Origin of the sequence: Streptomyces sp. NPDC059895, from assembly GCF_042731035.1 — a bacterium.
In the GTDB taxonomy this organism is placed as follows: domain Bacteria; phylum Actinomycetota; class Actinomycetes; order Streptomycetales; family Streptomycetaceae; genus Streptomyces.
On the sequence record NZ_JBHWKO010000002.1, the window covers coordinates 390,650 to 406,476 of the forward strand.

The window sequence follows — 15,827 nt, forward strand, 5'->3', positions numbered from 1 at the left end:
GCCGGGTGAGGGCTCATCGGCAGGAAGTGGCACGGCCGCCTGAACGTTTTCCGGCCACCCTCGCCAGGTTGCCGCACCACTCCGGGGAGCACCAGCCGTACCGGGCGGGGACTGTCGGGCGGGCCTGGCGGGTCTGGCGGGTCAGGCGGGTCTGGCGGGTCAGGCGTCGAGCTTGTCGAGGAAGGCGGACAGGTTGCCCGTGGTCCGGGCGATCTGCTCCGCCAGGGTGAGGCTCTCCTCGAAGCGGCCTCCCGCCTCCGGCTTCTTCCTGCCCCGGACGTACAGCGGACAGGCCAGGTCGGTGCACATGTACAGCCCCACCGAGTTGCCCTCGCGGCCCGCCGTGCCCGCCTTGCGCGCCGTCATCAGCGAGACCCCGCCACCGGGGTGCGTGGTCAGGCACAGCGAGCACATGCTGCGGTGCAGGAAGCCGCGCCGCGAGGAAGGGAAGCGCAGCGTCACGCCCACGAGTCCGCCGTTCCGCTCGGTGACGAGATAACTGCGGTCGGGAGCGCCCGGATCTCGCCAGCCGAGGAAGTCCAGGTCGTCCCAGGGCCGCTCGTCGAGGTCGCGCGGCACGGCCAGCCGCTTGGCCTCGCCCTTGGAGCAGTTCACGAACGAGTCGCGGATGTCCTTCTCGGTGAGTGGTCTCATCGGGATCCCTCCTGGGGTGTGGTCTCTCGGGCGAACCTAGGGATGCTAGGCAGATGCCTACATTAATCGGCTCGTTGCAGAGGGGCCAACGGTTTCCAGGTGCCGCGGAGGGCATCGATCTCTTAGCTCACAGCGTGAACTAAAGGCTGGGTGAATGGCGCGCCAAACCCTCCCCGGCGGTATGTTGTAACTGCTGCGCGAGGGCTCCCCGCTGCCCGCCACCGTGCCGTACCTCATCGACAACGGCGCCCGGACCCTCGGCCAGGCCGAGATGTGGTTCGGCGGCGGGCGCGGCGCCCGCAACGCCTGCGTCGTCCTCTTCGGCTCCGGCGTCGGCGCCTGCCTCGTCACCCCCGACGTCGAGCACGGCCGGGCCGTCGAGTGGGGGCACCTGACCGTCCGGGTGCGGGGGCGCCGCTGCCGTTGCGGGGCGCTCGGCTGCCTGGAGGCCTACGCGGGCGCCGAGGCACTGCTGGCACGCTGGCGCGAGGAGGGCGGCCGGCCGCCCGAGGGCACCGACGAGGAGACCGCGCTGACCGCGATGCTCGCCGCCGCCCACCCGGCCGACGGCGCCGCCCCCGACCTCGTCGCCCTCGCCGTCCTGGAGGAGGCCGCCGAGTACCTGGGCGCCGGGCTCTCGGACCTGATCAACCTCTTCCAGCCGGAGCGCATCCTCATCGGCGGCTGGGCCGGTCTCCAGCTCGGCACCCGCTTCCTGCCCGCCGTACGCCACCACGCCACCGCGTACGCGCTGCGCCACCCGGCGGAGAGGGTCACCGTCGAGCTGGGCCGGCTCGGCCCCGACGCGGTCACCGTGGGAGCCGCGATCCTGCCGCTCGCCGACTTCTTCGCGCGGGGCGGCCGCCGGCCCGAGCCGCTTTCCGCCGGCCCGCCGCCCGCCTGGCCGCACGGCCCTGGCGGAACGCGCCCCGCACTGACGTTTCGCCCCCGGGGCCGGAGGTACTCGCGTGAGCCCCGCCGTACGACCCGAAGGGAGCTCCCGTGACCGACCACCGTCTCGAAGGACCCGGCGAGAACGGCCCACCGGTCCCGCGCGACCTGCCCGACCAGCAGGCCTCCGAGGCCGAGGATCCCTGGGAGGTCGCCCCCGGCCGGTCCGGCGGGGACGAGGGGACGGACGAGGAATCCGCCGCCGACGTCCCCGACACGGACGAAGCGGGCACGGGCCGCCAGGGCGCCCCCCGGGCGGCCACCGTCCACCCCGAACACCCGGTCCCGGACGAGCCGTCCGGCTGAGCCGGGCCGTCCGTCGCCCCTCGCCCCTCGCCGCAGATCCGGCGCCCGGCGTACACGTCCTCCACGGTGTACGCCGGGCGCCGGATCAGTGCTGTCGGCGGCTCCCCCCGAGCCTGTCGGCGGCTCACCGAGCTCCGGCCCCGGTCCGTCAGCCCACCTTCCGCCCGCGCATCGGCTCGGTGGGCGCGCCCGCTCCGGCCCGCATCCCGCGCAGGAACTCCTCCAGGACCTCCGTCGCCGCCCGCTCGGGGCGCCAGCCGAGTTCGACGCGGGCGCGGGTGCAGTCCATCAGGGGCAGGCGCAGGACCGCGTCGAAGAGGTGGGGGGACGCAGGGAGCAGGTGGAGGTTCCAGGCGGCGGCGATCGCCGAACGGGCGGCCGTACGGGGGAGGCGCACCGGGCGGGCGTCGAACATCTCGCCCAGGACCCCGGCGTCGACCGGCGGGTCGGCGGCCAGGTTGAACGCGCCGCGCACGTCGGTGCGCACGGCGAGCCGGTACGCCTCGGCCGCGTCGTCGGTGTGCAGCACCTGCACCCGCAGCCCCCTGACGTCCGGCAGGAAGGGCAGCAGCCCGGGGCGGACCGCCGGCCCGGGCAGGAACCGGCCGCCGAAGATGCGGCGCTGCTCGCTGGCGGACGCCCGCTGGAACAGGAAGCCCGGACGCATCCGCACCACCCGGGTGCCCGGATGGTCCCGCTCGAAGGTGTCCAGGGTCCGTTCCAGGTAGGCCTTCTCCCGGCAGTACGCGGCGTCCGGCCACCCGTGGGTCGGCCAGGACTCGTCCACCGCGTGGTCCTTCGGCCCCGGCGAGTACGCGCCCACGGACGAGGCGTGCACGAGCGCGGGCACCCCCGCGGCGGCCACCGCCTCGAAGACCCGGATGCTCCCCAGCACGTTCGTCCGCCAGGTCACCGCCGGATCGTGCGTCGGCTGGAACGCCCACGCCAGGTGCACCACCGCGTCCGCGCCCTCGAACAGGCCGACCGGATCGGCCTCCTCCGACGCCAGGTCGACCGACGACCACCGCGTCTTCGGCGGCGACCAGTCCGGGATCCGCCGGGCCAGCCCCACGACCGACCCGACCTCGGGATCCTCCGCCAGCAGCCGCACCACGCTGGTGCCGACATTGCCGGTCGCGCCCGTGACCACGACCTTCCTGCCCGGCCCGTTGCTCACCGTCCGCTCCTCTCACCGGGTCCGCGTCGAGCGCCCCGAGTACCCCGGTGCCGGGGGACGCACGCGGGAGGGAGGACCGAGGAGGAGAGGGACGCACACGGGACGGTGTTCAGGACCGGGCGAAGGCGTCCACCCCGGTCAGCTCGGCGGACAGCGCCCACAGCCGGGCGGCCTGCTCCGGGTCCCGCGCCCAGTCCTTGACACCGGAGCGCGCGCCGTCCTCCGGGCGGGCGGGCTCGGCGATGTCGCAGTCCTCCAGGTAGACCCCGCCCAGTCCGTCCAGCCGGGGCGAGGTCGCCGCCCACACCTGGGTGGCGGCGCCCTGCTGCGGCGACTTGAAGCCCTCGGGGTTCAGCGGGTTGCCGGCCTCGTCGATCCAGCCGTTCGCCACCATCTCCTCCTTCGGCAGGTGCCGCTGGAGAGGGGTGAGGATGCCGCCGGGGTGGAGGGCGAAGGCGCGCACGCCCCGGTCCCGGGCCAGCCGGTCGAGGTGGACGGCGAACAGGACGTTCGCCGTCTTCGCCTGGCCGTACGCCTGCCACTTGTCGTAGCCCTGCCGCCAGTGGACGTCGTCCCAGCGCATCCCGGAGAAGTGGTGGCCGCGGGAGGAGACGGAGACCACGCGGGCGCCGCCGGGCTCGATCGCCGGCCAGAGCCGGTTGACGAGGGCGAAGTGACCGAGGTGGTTCGTGGCGAACTGGGCCTCCCAGCCCGGTCCGACCCGGGTCTCCGGGCAGGCCATGACGCCCGCGTTGTCGATGACGAGGTCGAGACCGCGGCCCGAGGCGAGAAAGCGGTCGGTGAAGGCGCGGACGCTGTCCAGGTCGCCCAGGTCCAGTTCGTCCACCTCGACGCCGTCGACGCCGGCCAGGTTCTCCTCGGCGGTGGCCGGGCGGCGGGCGGGGACCACGACCCGGGCGCCGGCCTTCGTCAGCGCCCGGGTGGTCTCCAGGCCGAGGCCCGAGTAGCCGCCGGTGACGAGGGCGAGCCGTCCGGTCAGGTCGAGGCCGGCGAGGACGTCGTCGGCGGTGCTCCGGGCGCCGAATCCCGAACCGATCGCGTGCTGTGCGGTGTTCATGACCGGAACGCTACGAAGTGGAGCGCTCTCGAAGTCAAGCCCCACGCCGCGCGGCACGCGTCACCCCGCCCGGGTTCCCCGGCGGGCGCCCGGCAGGACCTCGACCCAGAGGTTCTCCGCCTGGAGCAGCAGCGTCCCGAGGACGGCCGTGTGCGCCGCTCCCTGCCCGGCGTGGTCGCGCAGACTGTCCTGAAGCCGGGCCCGCAGCTCCTCCATCTCCCGTTCCGGTTCCGCCCGGGTGCCGTCGGCCGGACGTCCGCCGATGTCCACCCGCAGGAACCTCCCGGCCTCCGCCTCGGACGCGTCGCCGATCAGGTGCAGCAGCCGCGCGTAGATCCGCAGGGCCGCCGCCTCCGGCGGGGCGGGCGTACGGTCGTCGTCGGCGGCGACCGCGAGGGTGCGGGTCAGGGCCGCGACATGGCCCGCCACCCGGCCCCAGCGGGCGTCCTCCGACTCCGGCGGCACGTCGAGCGGCACCCGGTGCAGCGCGCGCAGCGGCCCGGTGGTCAGCCGCAGGCTCTCCCGGCTCCAGCCCCGTGCCGACCGCAGCCCCTCGTGCCGCCGCTCCAGCCGGTCGGCGGCGCGTGACCAGTCGGCGGCCGTCGCCGCGTCCCAGTCGCCGTCCGCCAGCCCGGCGGCGACCGCGTGCAACGTCCCGCCCGCCTCCCGGGCCAGCGCCGCGAGGTTCTCCCGTACGTCCCGCAGATGCACCGGCGGCAGCACGAGCGCGTTCACGGCCACGCCGATCACCGCGCCGAGCGCCGCCTGTCCCACCCGGTGCCCCACCGCCGGCATCGTGACCGTGCCCGAGGCCAGGGTGAACACCGCCGTGGTCGCCGCGTAGACGCCCTGGTCGCCGAAGCGGGGCCAGTGCGCCAGCAGCGTCAGCGGCGGGACGCACAGGGCGAGCGCGCCCAGGGTGTCCCCGGTCAGCGCCTGCGCCGCCGACGCGAGCAGCGTGCCCGCGCAGATCGCCGTCCACTGCTGGGCGGCCTGCCGCAGGGAGCCGTACACCGTGGTCCGCACCAGCACCAGGGCCACCCAGGGCGCCATCAGGGCCATCGGATCGCTCAGCCAGTCGCTCGCCACGAACCAGGCGAGCACCGCGGCCAGCGTCGCCTTGAGGGACTGCACGACCAGGTCGCGCTCGCGTCCGGGGCCGTCCCGGGCCGCCCGCGCCGCGCGGCCGACGGCACCCGCCTCCCGTCGCAGCGTTCCGGCCCAGCGGGCCCCGATTCCTTCCGTCCTGTGCGTCTCGGCCGAATCGCTCATGCCAGTGGGCTGTCCTCCAGGGACGCCAGCAGGTCGGCCGGGTCGGCGTAGACCGCCTGTGCGCCCGCCTCCTCCAGGTCGGCGCGCGCGATGCCACCGCACAGGACGCCCACGCAGCGCACGCCGGCCCGGCGGCCGGCCCGCATGTCCCACACGGTGTCGCCGACCAGCACCGCCCGTTCGGCGGGCACCCCGGCCAGCTCCAGGGCGCGTTCGACGGGTTCCGGCGCCGGTTTGCCCTGCTCCACGTCGTCCGCGCCCGCCGTGGCCGTGATCGCCTCGTCGGCGTCGACGGCGCGCCGCAGCGCCGAGAGTTCCGCGCCGCTCGCCGAGGTGGCGAGCACGACCGTCCAGCCGTCGCCGTGCAGCCGCTCCAGCAGCGGTCCGGCGTCGCGCAGGGCGGGCAGGCGGTCGAAGTACTGGCCGTAGAGGGCCTTGTGGGCGGCGCTCAGCACGGCGTCCTCGTCGCGGTCGCGGTCCTCGCCCAGCAGATGGGCGATCAGGTCGGTGGACCGCAGCCCGATCGCCCGGTGCACGGCGTGCATCGGCACCCGGTGGCCCGCTTGGCGCAGCGCCTCCCACCAGGTCACGACGTGCAGGTGGTTGGTGTCGACGAGGGTGCCGTCGACGTCGAAGACGGCGGCGCGTTCCATCCGTGGTCCTTTCTCTCGCGGGCACCCGGGTCCGGACGTGTACGGAGCCCCGGACACACGGGAAACCCGCCGGTCAGCGGCAGCGGCAGCGGCAGTGGCAGCGGGTGCGGCTGCGGCTGCGGCGTCCGGCACCGTGGCGTACGTCCGGGGCCTGCCGTCCCCGTACCCGGTCACCGGGTACGCCCGGGATGCCCGGCACCCGGGCACGTCCCGGATCCCCGGTCGCCCGGGAACGCCCGTGCGCCCGGATGCTCCCCGCACCTGACGGGGGCCGTTGCCCGGGTACCACGTCAGGCGCCGGCCACGCCCGCCGGTATCCGGCCCTCCCGCGTCCAGGCCAGCAGGTCCGTCACCGGCCAGGTGGTGACCACCCGCTCGGCGGGCACGGCGCACTCCTCGGCGCGTTCACAGCCGAGGATCTGCCAGTCCAGCTGGCCGGGGGCGTGCGCGTCGGTGTCGACGGCGAAGAGGACTCCGGCCCCGACGGCCCGGCGCAGCAGCCGCCGGGGCGGGTCGAGCCGCTCGGGCCGGCTGTTGATCTCCACGGCCGTGCCCGACTCGGCGCACGCCGCGAACACCTCGTCGGCGTCGAACCGCGACTCCGGCCGCCCCCGCCCGGAAACCAGCCGCCCGGTGCAGTGACCGAGCACATCGGCGTGCGGATCGCGGACGGCCCGCACCATGCGGCGGGTCATCGCCCGCGCGTCCATGCGGAGCTTGGAGTGGACGGACACCACCACGACGTCGAGCCGCTCCAGCAGTTCCGGCTCCTGGTCGAGGGAGCCGTCGTCGAGGACGTCGCACTCGATGCCGGTCAGCAACCGGAACGGCGCCCAGGCCGCGTTCAGCTCCTCGACCACCTCCAGCTGGCGGCGCAGCCGGTCCGGGGACAGCCCCCGGGCCACCGTCAGACGCGGCGAGTGGTCGGTGAGCGCCGCCCACTCGTGCCCGAGCGCGGCCGCCGTGCGGCCCATCTCCTCGATCGGGCTGCCGCCGTCCGACCAGTCGGAGTGCACATGGCAGTCGCCGCGCAGCAGCGCCCGCAGCCGCCCGCCGCCGTCCGCGGGCGGCTGGGCCTCGCCCTCCAGCTTCTCCAGGTAGGCCGGGACGCGCCCGGCGAGCGCCTCGCGCGCCACCTGGGCCGTCTTCGGGCCGACCCCCTTGAGCGACTCCAGCGTGCCCGCGGCCGCCCGCTCCCGGACCTCCGCCGCCGGCAGCCGCCGCAGCACCCGGGCCGCGGTACGGAAGGCGCGCACCCGGTACGTCGGCGCCAGCGACCGCTCCAGCAGGAAGGCGATCCGTTCCAGGGCCTCGACGGGATCCATCGCCACCTCCTCGCCTCGCTCCAGGGTTCCCCAGCGCGGCGCGACCCGCACGGCGGGGCGGCGATCCGTCCAGCCCTCCGACGGCCGGCGGATCTCCCGGCGGTCCGCCCCACGATCCCGCCCACGATCCCGCCCGGCGTCCGCCCTGCGGCCCATCTCGTCGGACGGTTTGTCGGCCACACACCGGGGTACTGCGACGTCCCACCACCCTCGCCGGTCACGAGGAGGCCCCACGATGTCCGCCGCCACCGTCCGCCGCCCCCGGGTGGCCCTGGTCACGGGTGCCGACTCCGGCATCGGCCGCGCCACCGCCGTACGCCTCGCCGAGGCCGGGATGGACATCGGCATCACCTGGCACACCGACGAGAAGGGCGCCGAGGAGACCGCCGAGGAGGTCCGCGCGCACGGCCGGCGGGCCGCCGTCGCGCACCTGGACCTGACCCGGCTGCCTGCCGCCGCGGACGTCGTCGACGAGCTGTGCGACCGGCTGGGCCGTCTCGACGTGCTGGTCAACAACGCGGGTACGGGCACCATGACGCCGTTCCTCGACCTGGAGCCCGACGATGTGCGCCGGGTGCTGGACGTGGACCTGTTCGGCCCGTTCCTGTGCGGGCAGAAGGCGGCGCGGCACATGATCCGGCAGGGCGACGGGGGCCGGATCGTCAACGTCACCTCCGTGCACGAGCACCAGCCGCGCGTCGGCGCCGCGCCGTACTGCGCGGCCAAGGGCGGTCTCGGCCTGCTCACCCAGGTCATGGCGCTGGAGCTCGCCGAGTACGGGATCACCGTCAACGCCGTGGCGCCCGGCGAGATCGCCACGCCGATGACCGGGCAGGAGGACACCGACGTACGGACCGTCGACCGCCCCGGCATCCCGCTGGGCCGGCCCGGCGACGCCCGCGAGGTCGCCGCGGTGATCGCCTTCCTGGCCGGGCCGGACGCCTCGTACGTCACCGGCGCCTCCTGGAGCGTCGACGGCGGCATGCTGCGGATGGGCCCGCAGGCCGGCTCGCACCTCACCGACGACGACTGGCGCCGTCCTTGAGCCCGGTGACAAGGCTGCGGACGAGCTCCTGCGACCGGCCCGGCTTCTCCCGCGTCCGCTGCGGCCGCGGGATCCGCTGCTCGACGGCGAGCAACGATGAGATAAGGGTACGAACCGGGAGATTCGTAACCACCGGTTGCGTTCTACGCTCTATGACATGACCGAAATCGCGAGCCCTTACATCTCCCACCCGCGGATCACGGTGCTCGGGGTGCAGCCGGGCGTGTCGCCTTTCCGCATCGTGGAAATCGACGGCGAAGTGGTCGGCGAGGCGCGGGACGTCACCGACGTCCTCCAGGCAGCCGCCTCCTTCGGCATCACGGTCCACGACCTCGACGACCCGGACGTGGTGCGTTGGGTGGGCGGTGGCCGGTACACCTGGCGCCCGCGCTAGGCCGACAGGGCCTGAAGGTGCCGACAGGGCCTGGAGGTGCCGACAGAGCCTGGGAGGTGACGGGCCGGTCCGGCTTCGCGCTCGGCCGCGCAGGCGCGGGAGGGCCCGCACCGACGTTCCGCCCGCGGCCGCTTCGCGTCGTCACGCCCGCGGCCGCCCGCGTCGTCACGCCCGCCGTGTGCGTGCGTGGACCGCGCGGCTCATCCGGCGGCCCACGATCAGGTAGCCGATCAGCGCGCCCGCCGTGTTGAGGATGACGTCGTCGATGTCGAAGGCGCGCCCGGTCACCAGCGCCCCCTGGGCGAACTCCACCAGCAGCATCACGGACGCCGTCAGCAGCAGGACGCCCAGCACCCCGCGGGCCCTCGGCGCCACCACCGGCACCAGGACGCCGAACGGCACGCCCAGCAGGATGTTGCCGCCGATCTGCTTGACGGCGTCCCGCAGTTCGGGCTGGTCCAGGTAGGCCTGGAGCGAGCGGCCCGGCCGCAGGTTGGAGTGGACCAGCGCCTCGGAGGCGGGGGACGGCTCCAGGGTCAGCCGGGCCAGTACGACGGCGAATCCCACCATGAACGCGAAGGCCACCAGCATCGCCAGCGCCCGCAGCGGGAACGGCAGCGGCCGGCGCTCGGTCCGCGGCCGGCGGGCGTCCTTCTCCGGCGGTGCCGGGGGCGCGGCGGACGCGGGCTCCTCCGGTCCGGCCGTGCGCGGGCGGAACACGCGTGCGCGCAGCGCGGCGGTACGCGGACGCAGGTCTGCACGGGCCATGCTGTCCTCCAGTTCTCAACTTCCCCGAGTAGTAGGCCGGTTACCCGCGAACGATCGGAGGATGCGGCCGGGCGGGCGGCGCCCGGTCAGGTGCCGTAGGTCACGCGCACCTCCTCGAAGCCGAGGGAGCGCAGCAGCCCCTGGAGCATGTCGGTGGTGTTGGACTCGGCGCGCGCGGTCAGTCCGCTGTCCTTCGCCGCGTCGCCGATGTGCCGGACGGCGAGCTTCTGCACCGCCTGCTCTCCGTTGGGATTGTCCGAGAAGATGTCGCCGAGGCGGTCGAGGAGGCCGCGCTGCTTGGAGACCGCGTAGGAGCGGTCGGGATCCAGGGCCGGGGTGCCGAGCCGGGCGTGCGGCAGCCTGAGGGTGGCCGACGTGCGGTCCTCGTCGACCGTCACGTCCTTCTCGTCGACCTGACCGAGGTCGACGTAGGCGTCGACGGTGCCCGCCCCCACGTACAGGGTGCGGGTGCCGCGCAGCGCGTCGGGAAGGTACTTGGCGTCCTTCTCCAGGTCCACGACGACCTGGAAGTTGCCGGAGGCGGCGTCGTAGCGGCTCATGTCCTGGATGGACTCGAGCAGCGCCGGGCCCGAACGGTCACGGGTCTCGGTGCCGAAGACGTCGCGCAGGCCCGGCAGCAGGCTCAGCCGGATCCCCGCGAACAGCACGGCGAGCACCAGCACGACGGCGGTGAGCACCTTGGCCCACCCGGGCAGGCGCCGGGGGCGGCGCTTGATGGAAGTCGTCATGTCGACGGTCCTCCTTCCTGCTGACCGGATTCCCGCCGAACTCGGTGACAGACCGCCTTGTTGACGACCTGTGACACTGCGCGCCGGGCCGGCCGCGCGCTCCGCGCCGGTGCTGCCCGCCCACGCGGCCGCCGCGCCGCGCGCACGGGGGCTGTCGGAGCCGCGCTCGGGGGCTGTCGGAGCGCGGTCACAACGAGCCGGAGGCGGCCTCGGGCTGCGCCAGGGCCGCGTCCAGCGTCGGGGCGGGCGGCAGCAGGCGGGACAGTCCGGTGGCGCGCAGGACGCGCAGCGCCAGCGGGTGGGTGCAGACGAGGTGGAGGTGGCCGCCGTGCGCCAGGACCCGGCCGCGGGCCCGGTAGAGCAGGCGCAGTCCGGAGCAGTCGAAGAAGTCGATGGCGCCGAGGTCGAGCACGATCCGCGGGGAGGGGCCCGCCGTGGCGTGGTCGAGGTGCGGGGCGATCTCCGCCGCCGCGACGATGTCGATCTCGCCGTGGAACTCCAGCACCGTGTACCCGCGCTCCTCGTGGACGCGCAGGTACGGGGTGTCCGCGGCGGCTTCCTGCGGCACGACGACATCGCCTCCAACCCGCTCCACCGGTCGGGAGCCTTCAACGGCGGGGCGGCGCAAGCCAGTTCCCGCCCCAGCAAGTTACCCCCGATGGAGTGAATTCCAGCATGTTCGATTGACATATGTCTTTGAATTGAAGTCGTGTCTCGATCGAGTTTTTTCGCATCGTGAGCGAAGGGGGCGCGGGCTCGCCCCGACCAGCGGCGGCAGCCCGCCCCGACCAGTCGCGGCAGCCCGCCCCGCCCGGGAGGCGGCGGGGCGGCGGCGGGCCTCGGCGGGATGCCAGTGGGGGCCGATGGGGCGTCGGCGGGCCCTCAGCCGACGGTCAGGACCAGCTTCCCGGTGGTCCGGCCGGTGTCCCCGAGCCGGTGGGCCTCGGCGGCGTCGGCCAGCGGGAACGTCCCGGCGATCGTGGCGCGCAGCGTGCCCGCCTCGACCATCTCGGCGATCGTGCGCATCCCGGTCCGGTCGGCGTCGACGAGCATGCGCACCGCGCGGACGCCGAGCGCCTCGGCCCGGTCGAAGAACTCCCGCGATCCGACCGGCAGGATCGACACCACGACACCGCCCGGCCGCAGGACGCGCAGGGAGTCCGTGGACGTACTCCCCCCGAGGGTGTCCAGCACCACGTCGACGTCCTTCACGGCCTCGGTGAAGTCCGTCTCCCGGTAGTCGACCACCTCGTCGGCGCCGAGCTCCCGCAGGAAGCCGTGCTTGCCCGCGCTCGCCGTGCCGATCACGTACGCGCCGCGCTCCTTGGCGATCTGCACGGCCACGTGCCCGACGCCGCCGGCCGCCGCGTGGACGAGGACCCGCTGCCCCGCCCGGAGGCCGGCGACCTCGTCCAGCGCCTGGAGCGCGGTCAGCGAGACCAGCGGCAGCGCGGCCGCCTGGACGTGGTCGACCCCGGCCGGCTTGTGCCAGAGGGCGCGGACGGGCGCGACGACGTACTCGGCGTGCGAGCCGTGGCCGTACGGGTAGGGCAGCATGCCGAAGACGTCGTCCCCGGGCCGGAAGGCGGCGACCCCGACGCCCACCTCCTCGACCGTGCCGGAGACGTCCCAGCCCAGGACGAACGGGGGCCGGCCGAGGAAGCCGCCGTTCGCGCGGTGCTTCCAGTCGGTCGGGTTGACGCCGGCGGCGCGGACCCGGACCAGCACCTCGTTGGGGCGCGGCCGGGGCCGTTCCGCCTCGGCCACTCGCAGGACCTCGGGACCGCCGAGGACGTCTTGTGTGATGACGCGCATGGTGCGCTCAGTGCTCATGCCACCACACCCTGCCAGCGGCGGACAGCCGCGGTAAGTGGCATGAATGCCACTCTTCGATAAGATCGTGCCATGCATGGTGGTCAGCAGCGCACCGAACGCGTCGTCGTCCTGGCCCTCGACGGCGTCTACCCCTTCGAACTGGGCATCCCGAGCCGCATCCTCGGCGCGGCCGACGGCCGCTACGAGGTCCTGACCTGCACGGTGGACGGCCGGCCGGTCTCCACGGATGCCGACTTCACGATCGGTGTCGAGCACGGCCCCGAGATTTTGGAGACGGCCGGCACCGTGGTCATCGCCCCCGTCTCGCCCACCCGGGTCACCGCCGAGCTCCCCGCCGCCGTCGCGGCCGCGCTCGCCCGGATCCGCCCCGACGCGCGCATCGTCTCCATCTGCACCGGCGCCTTCGTCCTGGCCGCCGCCGGCCTCCTCGACGGCCGCCGGGCCACCACGCACTGGCAGCTCGCCGAGTACTTCCGCCGCATGTTCCCGCACGTGGACCTCGATCCGGACGTGCTGTTCGTCGACGACGGCCGGGTGCTGACCTCGGCCGGAGCCGCCTCCGGTGTCGACGCCTGCCTGCACCTGCTGCGCAAGGACCACGGCAGCGACCTCGCCAACAAGGTGGCCCGCCGCTGCGTCGTCCCGCCCTTCCGGGACGGCGGCCAGGCCCAGTACATCGAACAGCCGGTGCCCGAGACCGGCGCCGCGAGCACGGCCGCCACCCGCGCCTGGGCACTCGAACGCCTCGACGAACCCCTCGCCCTGGCCGACCTCGCCGCGCACGCCCGGATGAGCCTGCGCACCTTCGCCCGCCGCTTCCACGACGAGGTCGGCCTCAGCCCCGGCCGCTGGATCGTCCAGCAGCGCGTGGCGCACGCCCGGCACCTGCTGGAGTCCACGGACCTGACGGTGGACCAGATCGCGGGCCGGGTCGGCTTCGCCACCGGCGCCTCACTGCGCCAGCATCTGTACGCCGCGATCGGCGTCTCGCCCCAGGCGTACCGCAGGACCTTCCAGGCGGCCTCCTGAACCCGCGGGCGGACCTCTCCGCCCCGCCGCCCCGCCCCGCCCGCCGAACGTTCCGGGCCGCTGCCGCGTCGCAGAATCGCGGGGGAGACGGTCGTGACGGAAACAGGGGGCGGGGATGGGCGCGGCATCGAGGCGGCTCGGAGGGCTGAGAGGGCTCGGAGTGCTCGTGGCGGTGACGGCGTCGGTGGCGACGGCCGCCGTGGGCTGCGGCGCGGGGGAGGAGGACGCGGACGTGGTCGTGGCGGGCACCGCACCGGCCACGCCGTACGGCGGACCGCTGTACGTCCCGGTGAAGGACGTGGACGAGGACGGCGAGCGGGCCGTGCTCGCCGCGTCGGGCGCCGCCGGGCGGGCGCTGGAGTGCGACGGCGAGGCCTATTCGGGCGGACACGGCGAGACCTGGACCGCGAGCGACGCCGGCGCGACCCCGGAGGACGGCCTGCGGCTGTACTTCGCCATCGAGCAGCCGGACGTCCCCCGCTCCGGCTACCGCGCCGAGCGGACGGAGACCGACCGCGTCCTGTACTCCTTCGATGTCGCCGGCCGGACCAAGGTCGCCGTCGTGGTCGCCGAGGACCGCAAGGGCCGGCCCGGCTGGGGACCGGAGACCAGCGCCTCCTGCGACCCGGCAGAACTCCCGGCGGAGTTCACCGACTCCAAGGAGTACGAGATCTGGACCGACGCGGACGGCGGGCGGGTGCCGGTCACCACCCTGAGCAGCCATGCCGGCTCGGACCACTGCGACTGGCGGTCGGCGCACTTCCTGGTGCTGGGCCGCGGCGAGGACGGCCGCCAGTACGTCCGCGACCCCGAGGGGGTGCTCGACCCCGGCCTGCTCGGCGCGCCCTACGACGGGGACGCCCGGATGCCCGGGGACGCCCACGACACCGGATACCGCCACCGGGAAAGGGAGTTGTGGCTGCGGGACGATCCGTCGGCGGTGTACGTGCGCACGCCCGACGGCGTGGAGGTCTGGCCGCTGGCCAAGAGCACCTTCGCCTGCATGTGACCCGCCTTGTCACCCGGCGGCGCTCAGCGCGAACACCCGAACAGTGGCCCGTCCGCGGCCCCCGCCCGCTCACCCCGCGCAGGCTGTAGGCCCGCCGGGCCCCGGCGCGGCACCCGCCGGGCCCCGGCGCGGCACCCACCGGGCCCCGGCGCGGCACCCGCCCGGGGGGACGCCGGCCCGGGGACGACGCCGCCGCCTGCGTCCCGACGCACGCACACCCACACTGGAGACATGACCTCAGCACCCGCACGCTCCCCGCAGCAGCGCAAGCAGGACACCCTGCACCGGTTGGAACACGACGTCGACGCCTGGGTCGCCACGGCCGCCGAGGGCGGCGCCGCCCCCTGGCTGGTCCCGCTCTCCTTCGTCTGGGACGGCGCCACCCTCCTCGTCGCGACCCCGGCCACCAGCCCCACCGGCCGCAACCTGAGCAGCACCGGCGTCACCCGTCTGGGGATCGGTCCGACGGACGACGTCGTCATGGTCGAGGGCACCGCGGTGGCCGTGCCGCCCGCCGAACTGCCCGAGGAGGACGCGGAGATCTTCGCCGGGAAGACCGGCTTCGACCCGCGCCGGCTGACCGCGCCCTATCTGTACTTCCGCATCCTGCCCCGCCGGATCCAGGCCTGGCGTGCGGCGGGCGAGATCGAGGGACGCGAGCTGATGCGCGACGGGCGGTGGCTGGTGCGCGACTGAAACCGGGGTATCCGCAAGGTCCGGGGGCGGCGGTGCCGGACCGTCCCCGGCGGACCGATCTGCGGAGGAGACATGGCACTGGTGAACGCGGGCGTCGTGGTGCTCGACTGCGCCGAGCCCGAGAGGCTCGCCGAGTTCTACAAGGGGCTGCTGGACGGCCGGGAGACCGACGTCACCGCCAACCGGGTGGAGATCCAGGGGGCCGGCGGAACCCGGCTTGCCTTCCGGCGCGACGTCAACGCGACCCCGCCCAGCTGGCCCCGCCCCGAGAACTCCCTCCAGGCCCACCTGGACTTCCTCGTCGACGACCTGGACGAGGTGGAACGGCTGATCGTCAGCCTCGGCGGCCGCCCGCTGGAGACCAGGGGCGCCGACGGACCGTACGAGGAGCGCGGCTACGCCGACCCGGCCGGGCACTCCTTCACCCTGCGGCGGCTGCCGTCCACGGCACCGAAGCAGGGGTGAGCAACCGGGACCCCGGATCCGCTCACCGACGGAGCCCGCCCAGGCCGGAGCCGCCCCGCCCGGGCCGGAGCCCGGGCGGGGGCCCTTTCAGTCCCGGCCCCCCTTCTCCTTGGTCGGCCACACCCCCGTGGACCGTTCGATCGCCTTCGCCCCCGTGCGGTCCGCCGCGCTGCGCACCGCGGCGAAGATCGCGCCCTGGATCGCCGCGGCCAGCAGGACCTCCCCCCAGCCGCGGTCCTTGTCCAGCGCGTCGGGCGCGTCGTCCTCGTGCCGTACGGCCTTCCAGACCTTGCGGAAGGCCATTCCGGCCAGCGCTCCGCTCGCCCAGCCGAACACGAATCCGACGGGCTGGTAGACGAGGGGGAGCTTCTGTTTCTTGCCCATGTGGGCCTCCTTGTGCGTAGGGGAGGGGGAGAAGGG

18 protein-coding genes and 1 pseudogene are annotated in these 15,827 nt (G+C 74.7%); 8 read left to right on the plus strand and 11 right to left on the minus strand.

Annotated elements, in window-relative coordinates; translation table 11 throughout:
* Positions 1 to 159: 159 nt before the first annotated feature.
* The gene (locus ACFV9M_RS03700; RefSeq protein ID WP_385063836.1) at positions 160 to 654 is read right to left on the minus strand and encodes an FBP domain-containing protein; all 495 of its coding nucleotides are present in this window, start codon (positions 652 to 654) and stop codon (positions 160 to 162) included.
* A gap of 190 nt (positions 655 to 844) precedes the next feature.
* Between ACFV9M_RS03700 and ACFV9M_RS03705 the strand changes: the two are divergent.
* Together ACFV9M_RS03705 and ACFV9M_RS03710 are read left to right on the plus strand one after the other, a co-directional pair.
* A pseudogene (locus tag ACFV9M_RS03705) lies at positions 845 to 1,592 on the plus strand (ROK family protein); the annotation flags it as partial.
* A 64-nt stretch (positions 1,593 to 1,656) separates the two neighbouring features.
* Positions 1,657 to 1,911: a hypothetical protein gene (locus tag ACFV9M_RS03710; RefSeq protein ID WP_385063838.1), complete on the plus strand. Its 255-nt coding sequence runs from the start codon at positions 1,657 to 1,659 to the stop codon at positions 1,909 to 1,911.
* Positions 1,912 to 2,059: 148 nt separating this feature from the next.
* Here ACFV9M_RS03710 and ACFV9M_RS03715 read toward each other — a convergent pair whose 3' ends face one another.
* From ACFV9M_RS03715 to ACFV9M_RS03735, 5 genes are all read right to left on the minus strand, one after another.
* Entirely contained in the window at positions 2,060 to 3,088 is a 1,029-nt protein-coding gene (locus ACFV9M_RS03715; RefSeq protein WP_385063840.1) for an SDR family oxidoreductase, read from the minus strand.
* A 109-nt stretch (positions 3,089 to 3,197) separates the two neighbouring features.
* Entirely contained in the window at positions 3,198 to 4,166 is a 969-nt protein-coding gene (locus ACFV9M_RS03720) for an SDR family NAD(P)-dependent oxidoreductase (protein WP_385063842.1), read from the minus strand.
* A gap of 60 nt (positions 4,167 to 4,226) precedes the next feature.
* The gene (locus tag ACFV9M_RS03725; protein WP_385063844.1) at positions 4,227 to 5,438 is read right to left on the minus strand and encodes an aromatic acid exporter family protein; all 1,212 of its coding nucleotides are present in this window, start codon (positions 5,436 to 5,438) and stop codon (positions 4,227 to 4,229) included.
* Positions 5,435 to 6,091: an HAD family hydrolase gene (locus tag ACFV9M_RS03730; RefSeq protein ID WP_385063845.1), complete on the minus strand. Its 657-nt coding sequence runs from the start codon at positions 6,089 to 6,091 to the stop codon at positions 5,435 to 5,437. The genes ACFV9M_RS03725 and ACFV9M_RS03730 overlap by 4 nt, the downstream gene beginning before the upstream one ends.
* Positions 6,092 to 6,381: 290 nt before the next feature.
* Entirely contained in the window at positions 6,382 to 7,416 is a 1,035-nt protein-coding gene (locus tag ACFV9M_RS03735) for a PHP domain-containing protein (protein ID WP_385063847.1), read from the minus strand.
* Positions 7,417 to 7,651: 235 nt separating this feature from the next.
* Between ACFV9M_RS03735 and ACFV9M_RS03740 the strand changes: the two genes are divergently transcribed.
* Entirely contained in the window at positions 7,652 to 8,461 is an 810-nt protein-coding gene (locus tag ACFV9M_RS03740; RefSeq protein WP_385063849.1) for an SDR family oxidoreductase, read from the plus strand.
* 157 nt (positions 8,462 to 8,618) lie between these two features.
* On the plus strand, positions 8,619 to 8,855 hold the full coding sequence (locus ACFV9M_RS03745; RefSeq protein WP_385063851.1) for a hypothetical protein: 237 nt from the start codon (positions 8,619 to 8,621) through the stop codon (positions 8,853 to 8,855).
* Positions 8,856 to 9,020: 165 nt separating this feature from the next.
* Here ACFV9M_RS03745 and ACFV9M_RS03750 read toward each other — a convergent pair whose 3' ends face one another.
* The 4 genes from ACFV9M_RS03750 to ACFV9M_RS03765 all read right to left on the minus strand — a co-directional run bounded on the left by ACFV9M_RS03750 (position 9,021) and on the right by ACFV9M_RS03765 (position 12,205).
* Entirely contained in the window at positions 9,021 to 9,623 is a 603-nt protein-coding gene (locus ACFV9M_RS03750) for a VanZ family protein (protein WP_385063853.1), read from the minus strand.
* 86 nt (positions 9,624 to 9,709) lie between these two features.
* Positions 9,710 to 10,372, minus strand: coding sequence for a DUF4230 domain-containing protein (locus ACFV9M_RS03755; RefSeq protein ID WP_385063854.1), 663 nt, complete (start codon positions 10,370 to 10,372; stop codon positions 9,710 to 9,712).
* A 187-nt stretch (positions 10,373 to 10,559) separates the two neighbouring features.
* Positions 10,560 to 10,940: an anti-sigma factor antagonist gene (locus ACFV9M_RS03760; RefSeq protein WP_385063856.1), complete on the minus strand. Its 381-nt coding sequence runs from the start codon at positions 10,938 to 10,940 to the stop codon at positions 10,560 to 10,562.
* Between the two features lie 314 nt (positions 10,941 to 11,254).
* A complete protein-coding gene (locus tag ACFV9M_RS03765) occupies positions 11,255 to 12,205 on the minus strand; it encodes an NADP-dependent oxidoreductase (protein ID WP_385063858.1) in 951 nt (316 codons plus the stop codon).
* Positions 12,206 to 12,277: 72 nt separating this feature from the next.
* On the opposite strand from ACFV9M_RS03765, the gene ACFV9M_RS03770 reads away from it, so the two are divergent.
* The 4 genes from ACFV9M_RS03770 to ACFV9M_RS03785 all read left to right on the plus strand — a co-directional run bounded on the left by ACFV9M_RS03770 (position 12,278) and on the right by ACFV9M_RS03785 (position 15,407).
* The gene (locus ACFV9M_RS03770) at positions 12,278 to 13,237 is read left to right on the plus strand and encodes a GlxA family transcriptional regulator (protein ID WP_385063860.1); all 960 of its coding nucleotides are present in this window, start codon (positions 12,278 to 12,280) and stop codon (positions 13,235 to 13,237) included.
* Between the two features lie 115 nt (positions 13,238 to 13,352).
* Positions 13,353 to 14,246, plus strand: a complete 894-nt coding sequence (locus ACFV9M_RS03775) for a hypothetical protein (RefSeq protein WP_385063862.1) — start codon at positions 13,353 to 13,355, stop codon at positions 14,244 to 14,246.
* Between the two features lie 231 nt (positions 14,247 to 14,477).
* Positions 14,478 to 14,942, plus strand: coding sequence for a pyridoxamine 5'-phosphate oxidase family protein (locus tag ACFV9M_RS03780; protein ID WP_385063864.1), 465 nt, complete (start codon positions 14,478 to 14,480; stop codon positions 14,940 to 14,942).
* A gap of 72 nt (positions 14,943 to 15,014) precedes the next feature.
* The gene (locus ACFV9M_RS03785; RefSeq protein WP_385063866.1) at positions 15,015 to 15,407 is read left to right on the plus strand and encodes a VOC family protein; all 393 of its coding nucleotides are present in this window, start codon (positions 15,015 to 15,017) and stop codon (positions 15,405 to 15,407) included.
* An 87-nt stretch (positions 15,408 to 15,494) separates the two neighbouring features.
* Here the strand turns inward: ACFV9M_RS03785 and ACFV9M_RS03790 are convergent, their stop codons facing one another.
* Positions 15,495 to 15,791, minus strand: coding sequence for a DUF4235 domain-containing protein (locus ACFV9M_RS03790; protein ID WP_385063868.1), 297 nt, complete (start codon positions 15,789 to 15,791; stop codon positions 15,495 to 15,497).
* Positions 15,792 to 15,827 lie beyond the last annotated feature (36 nt).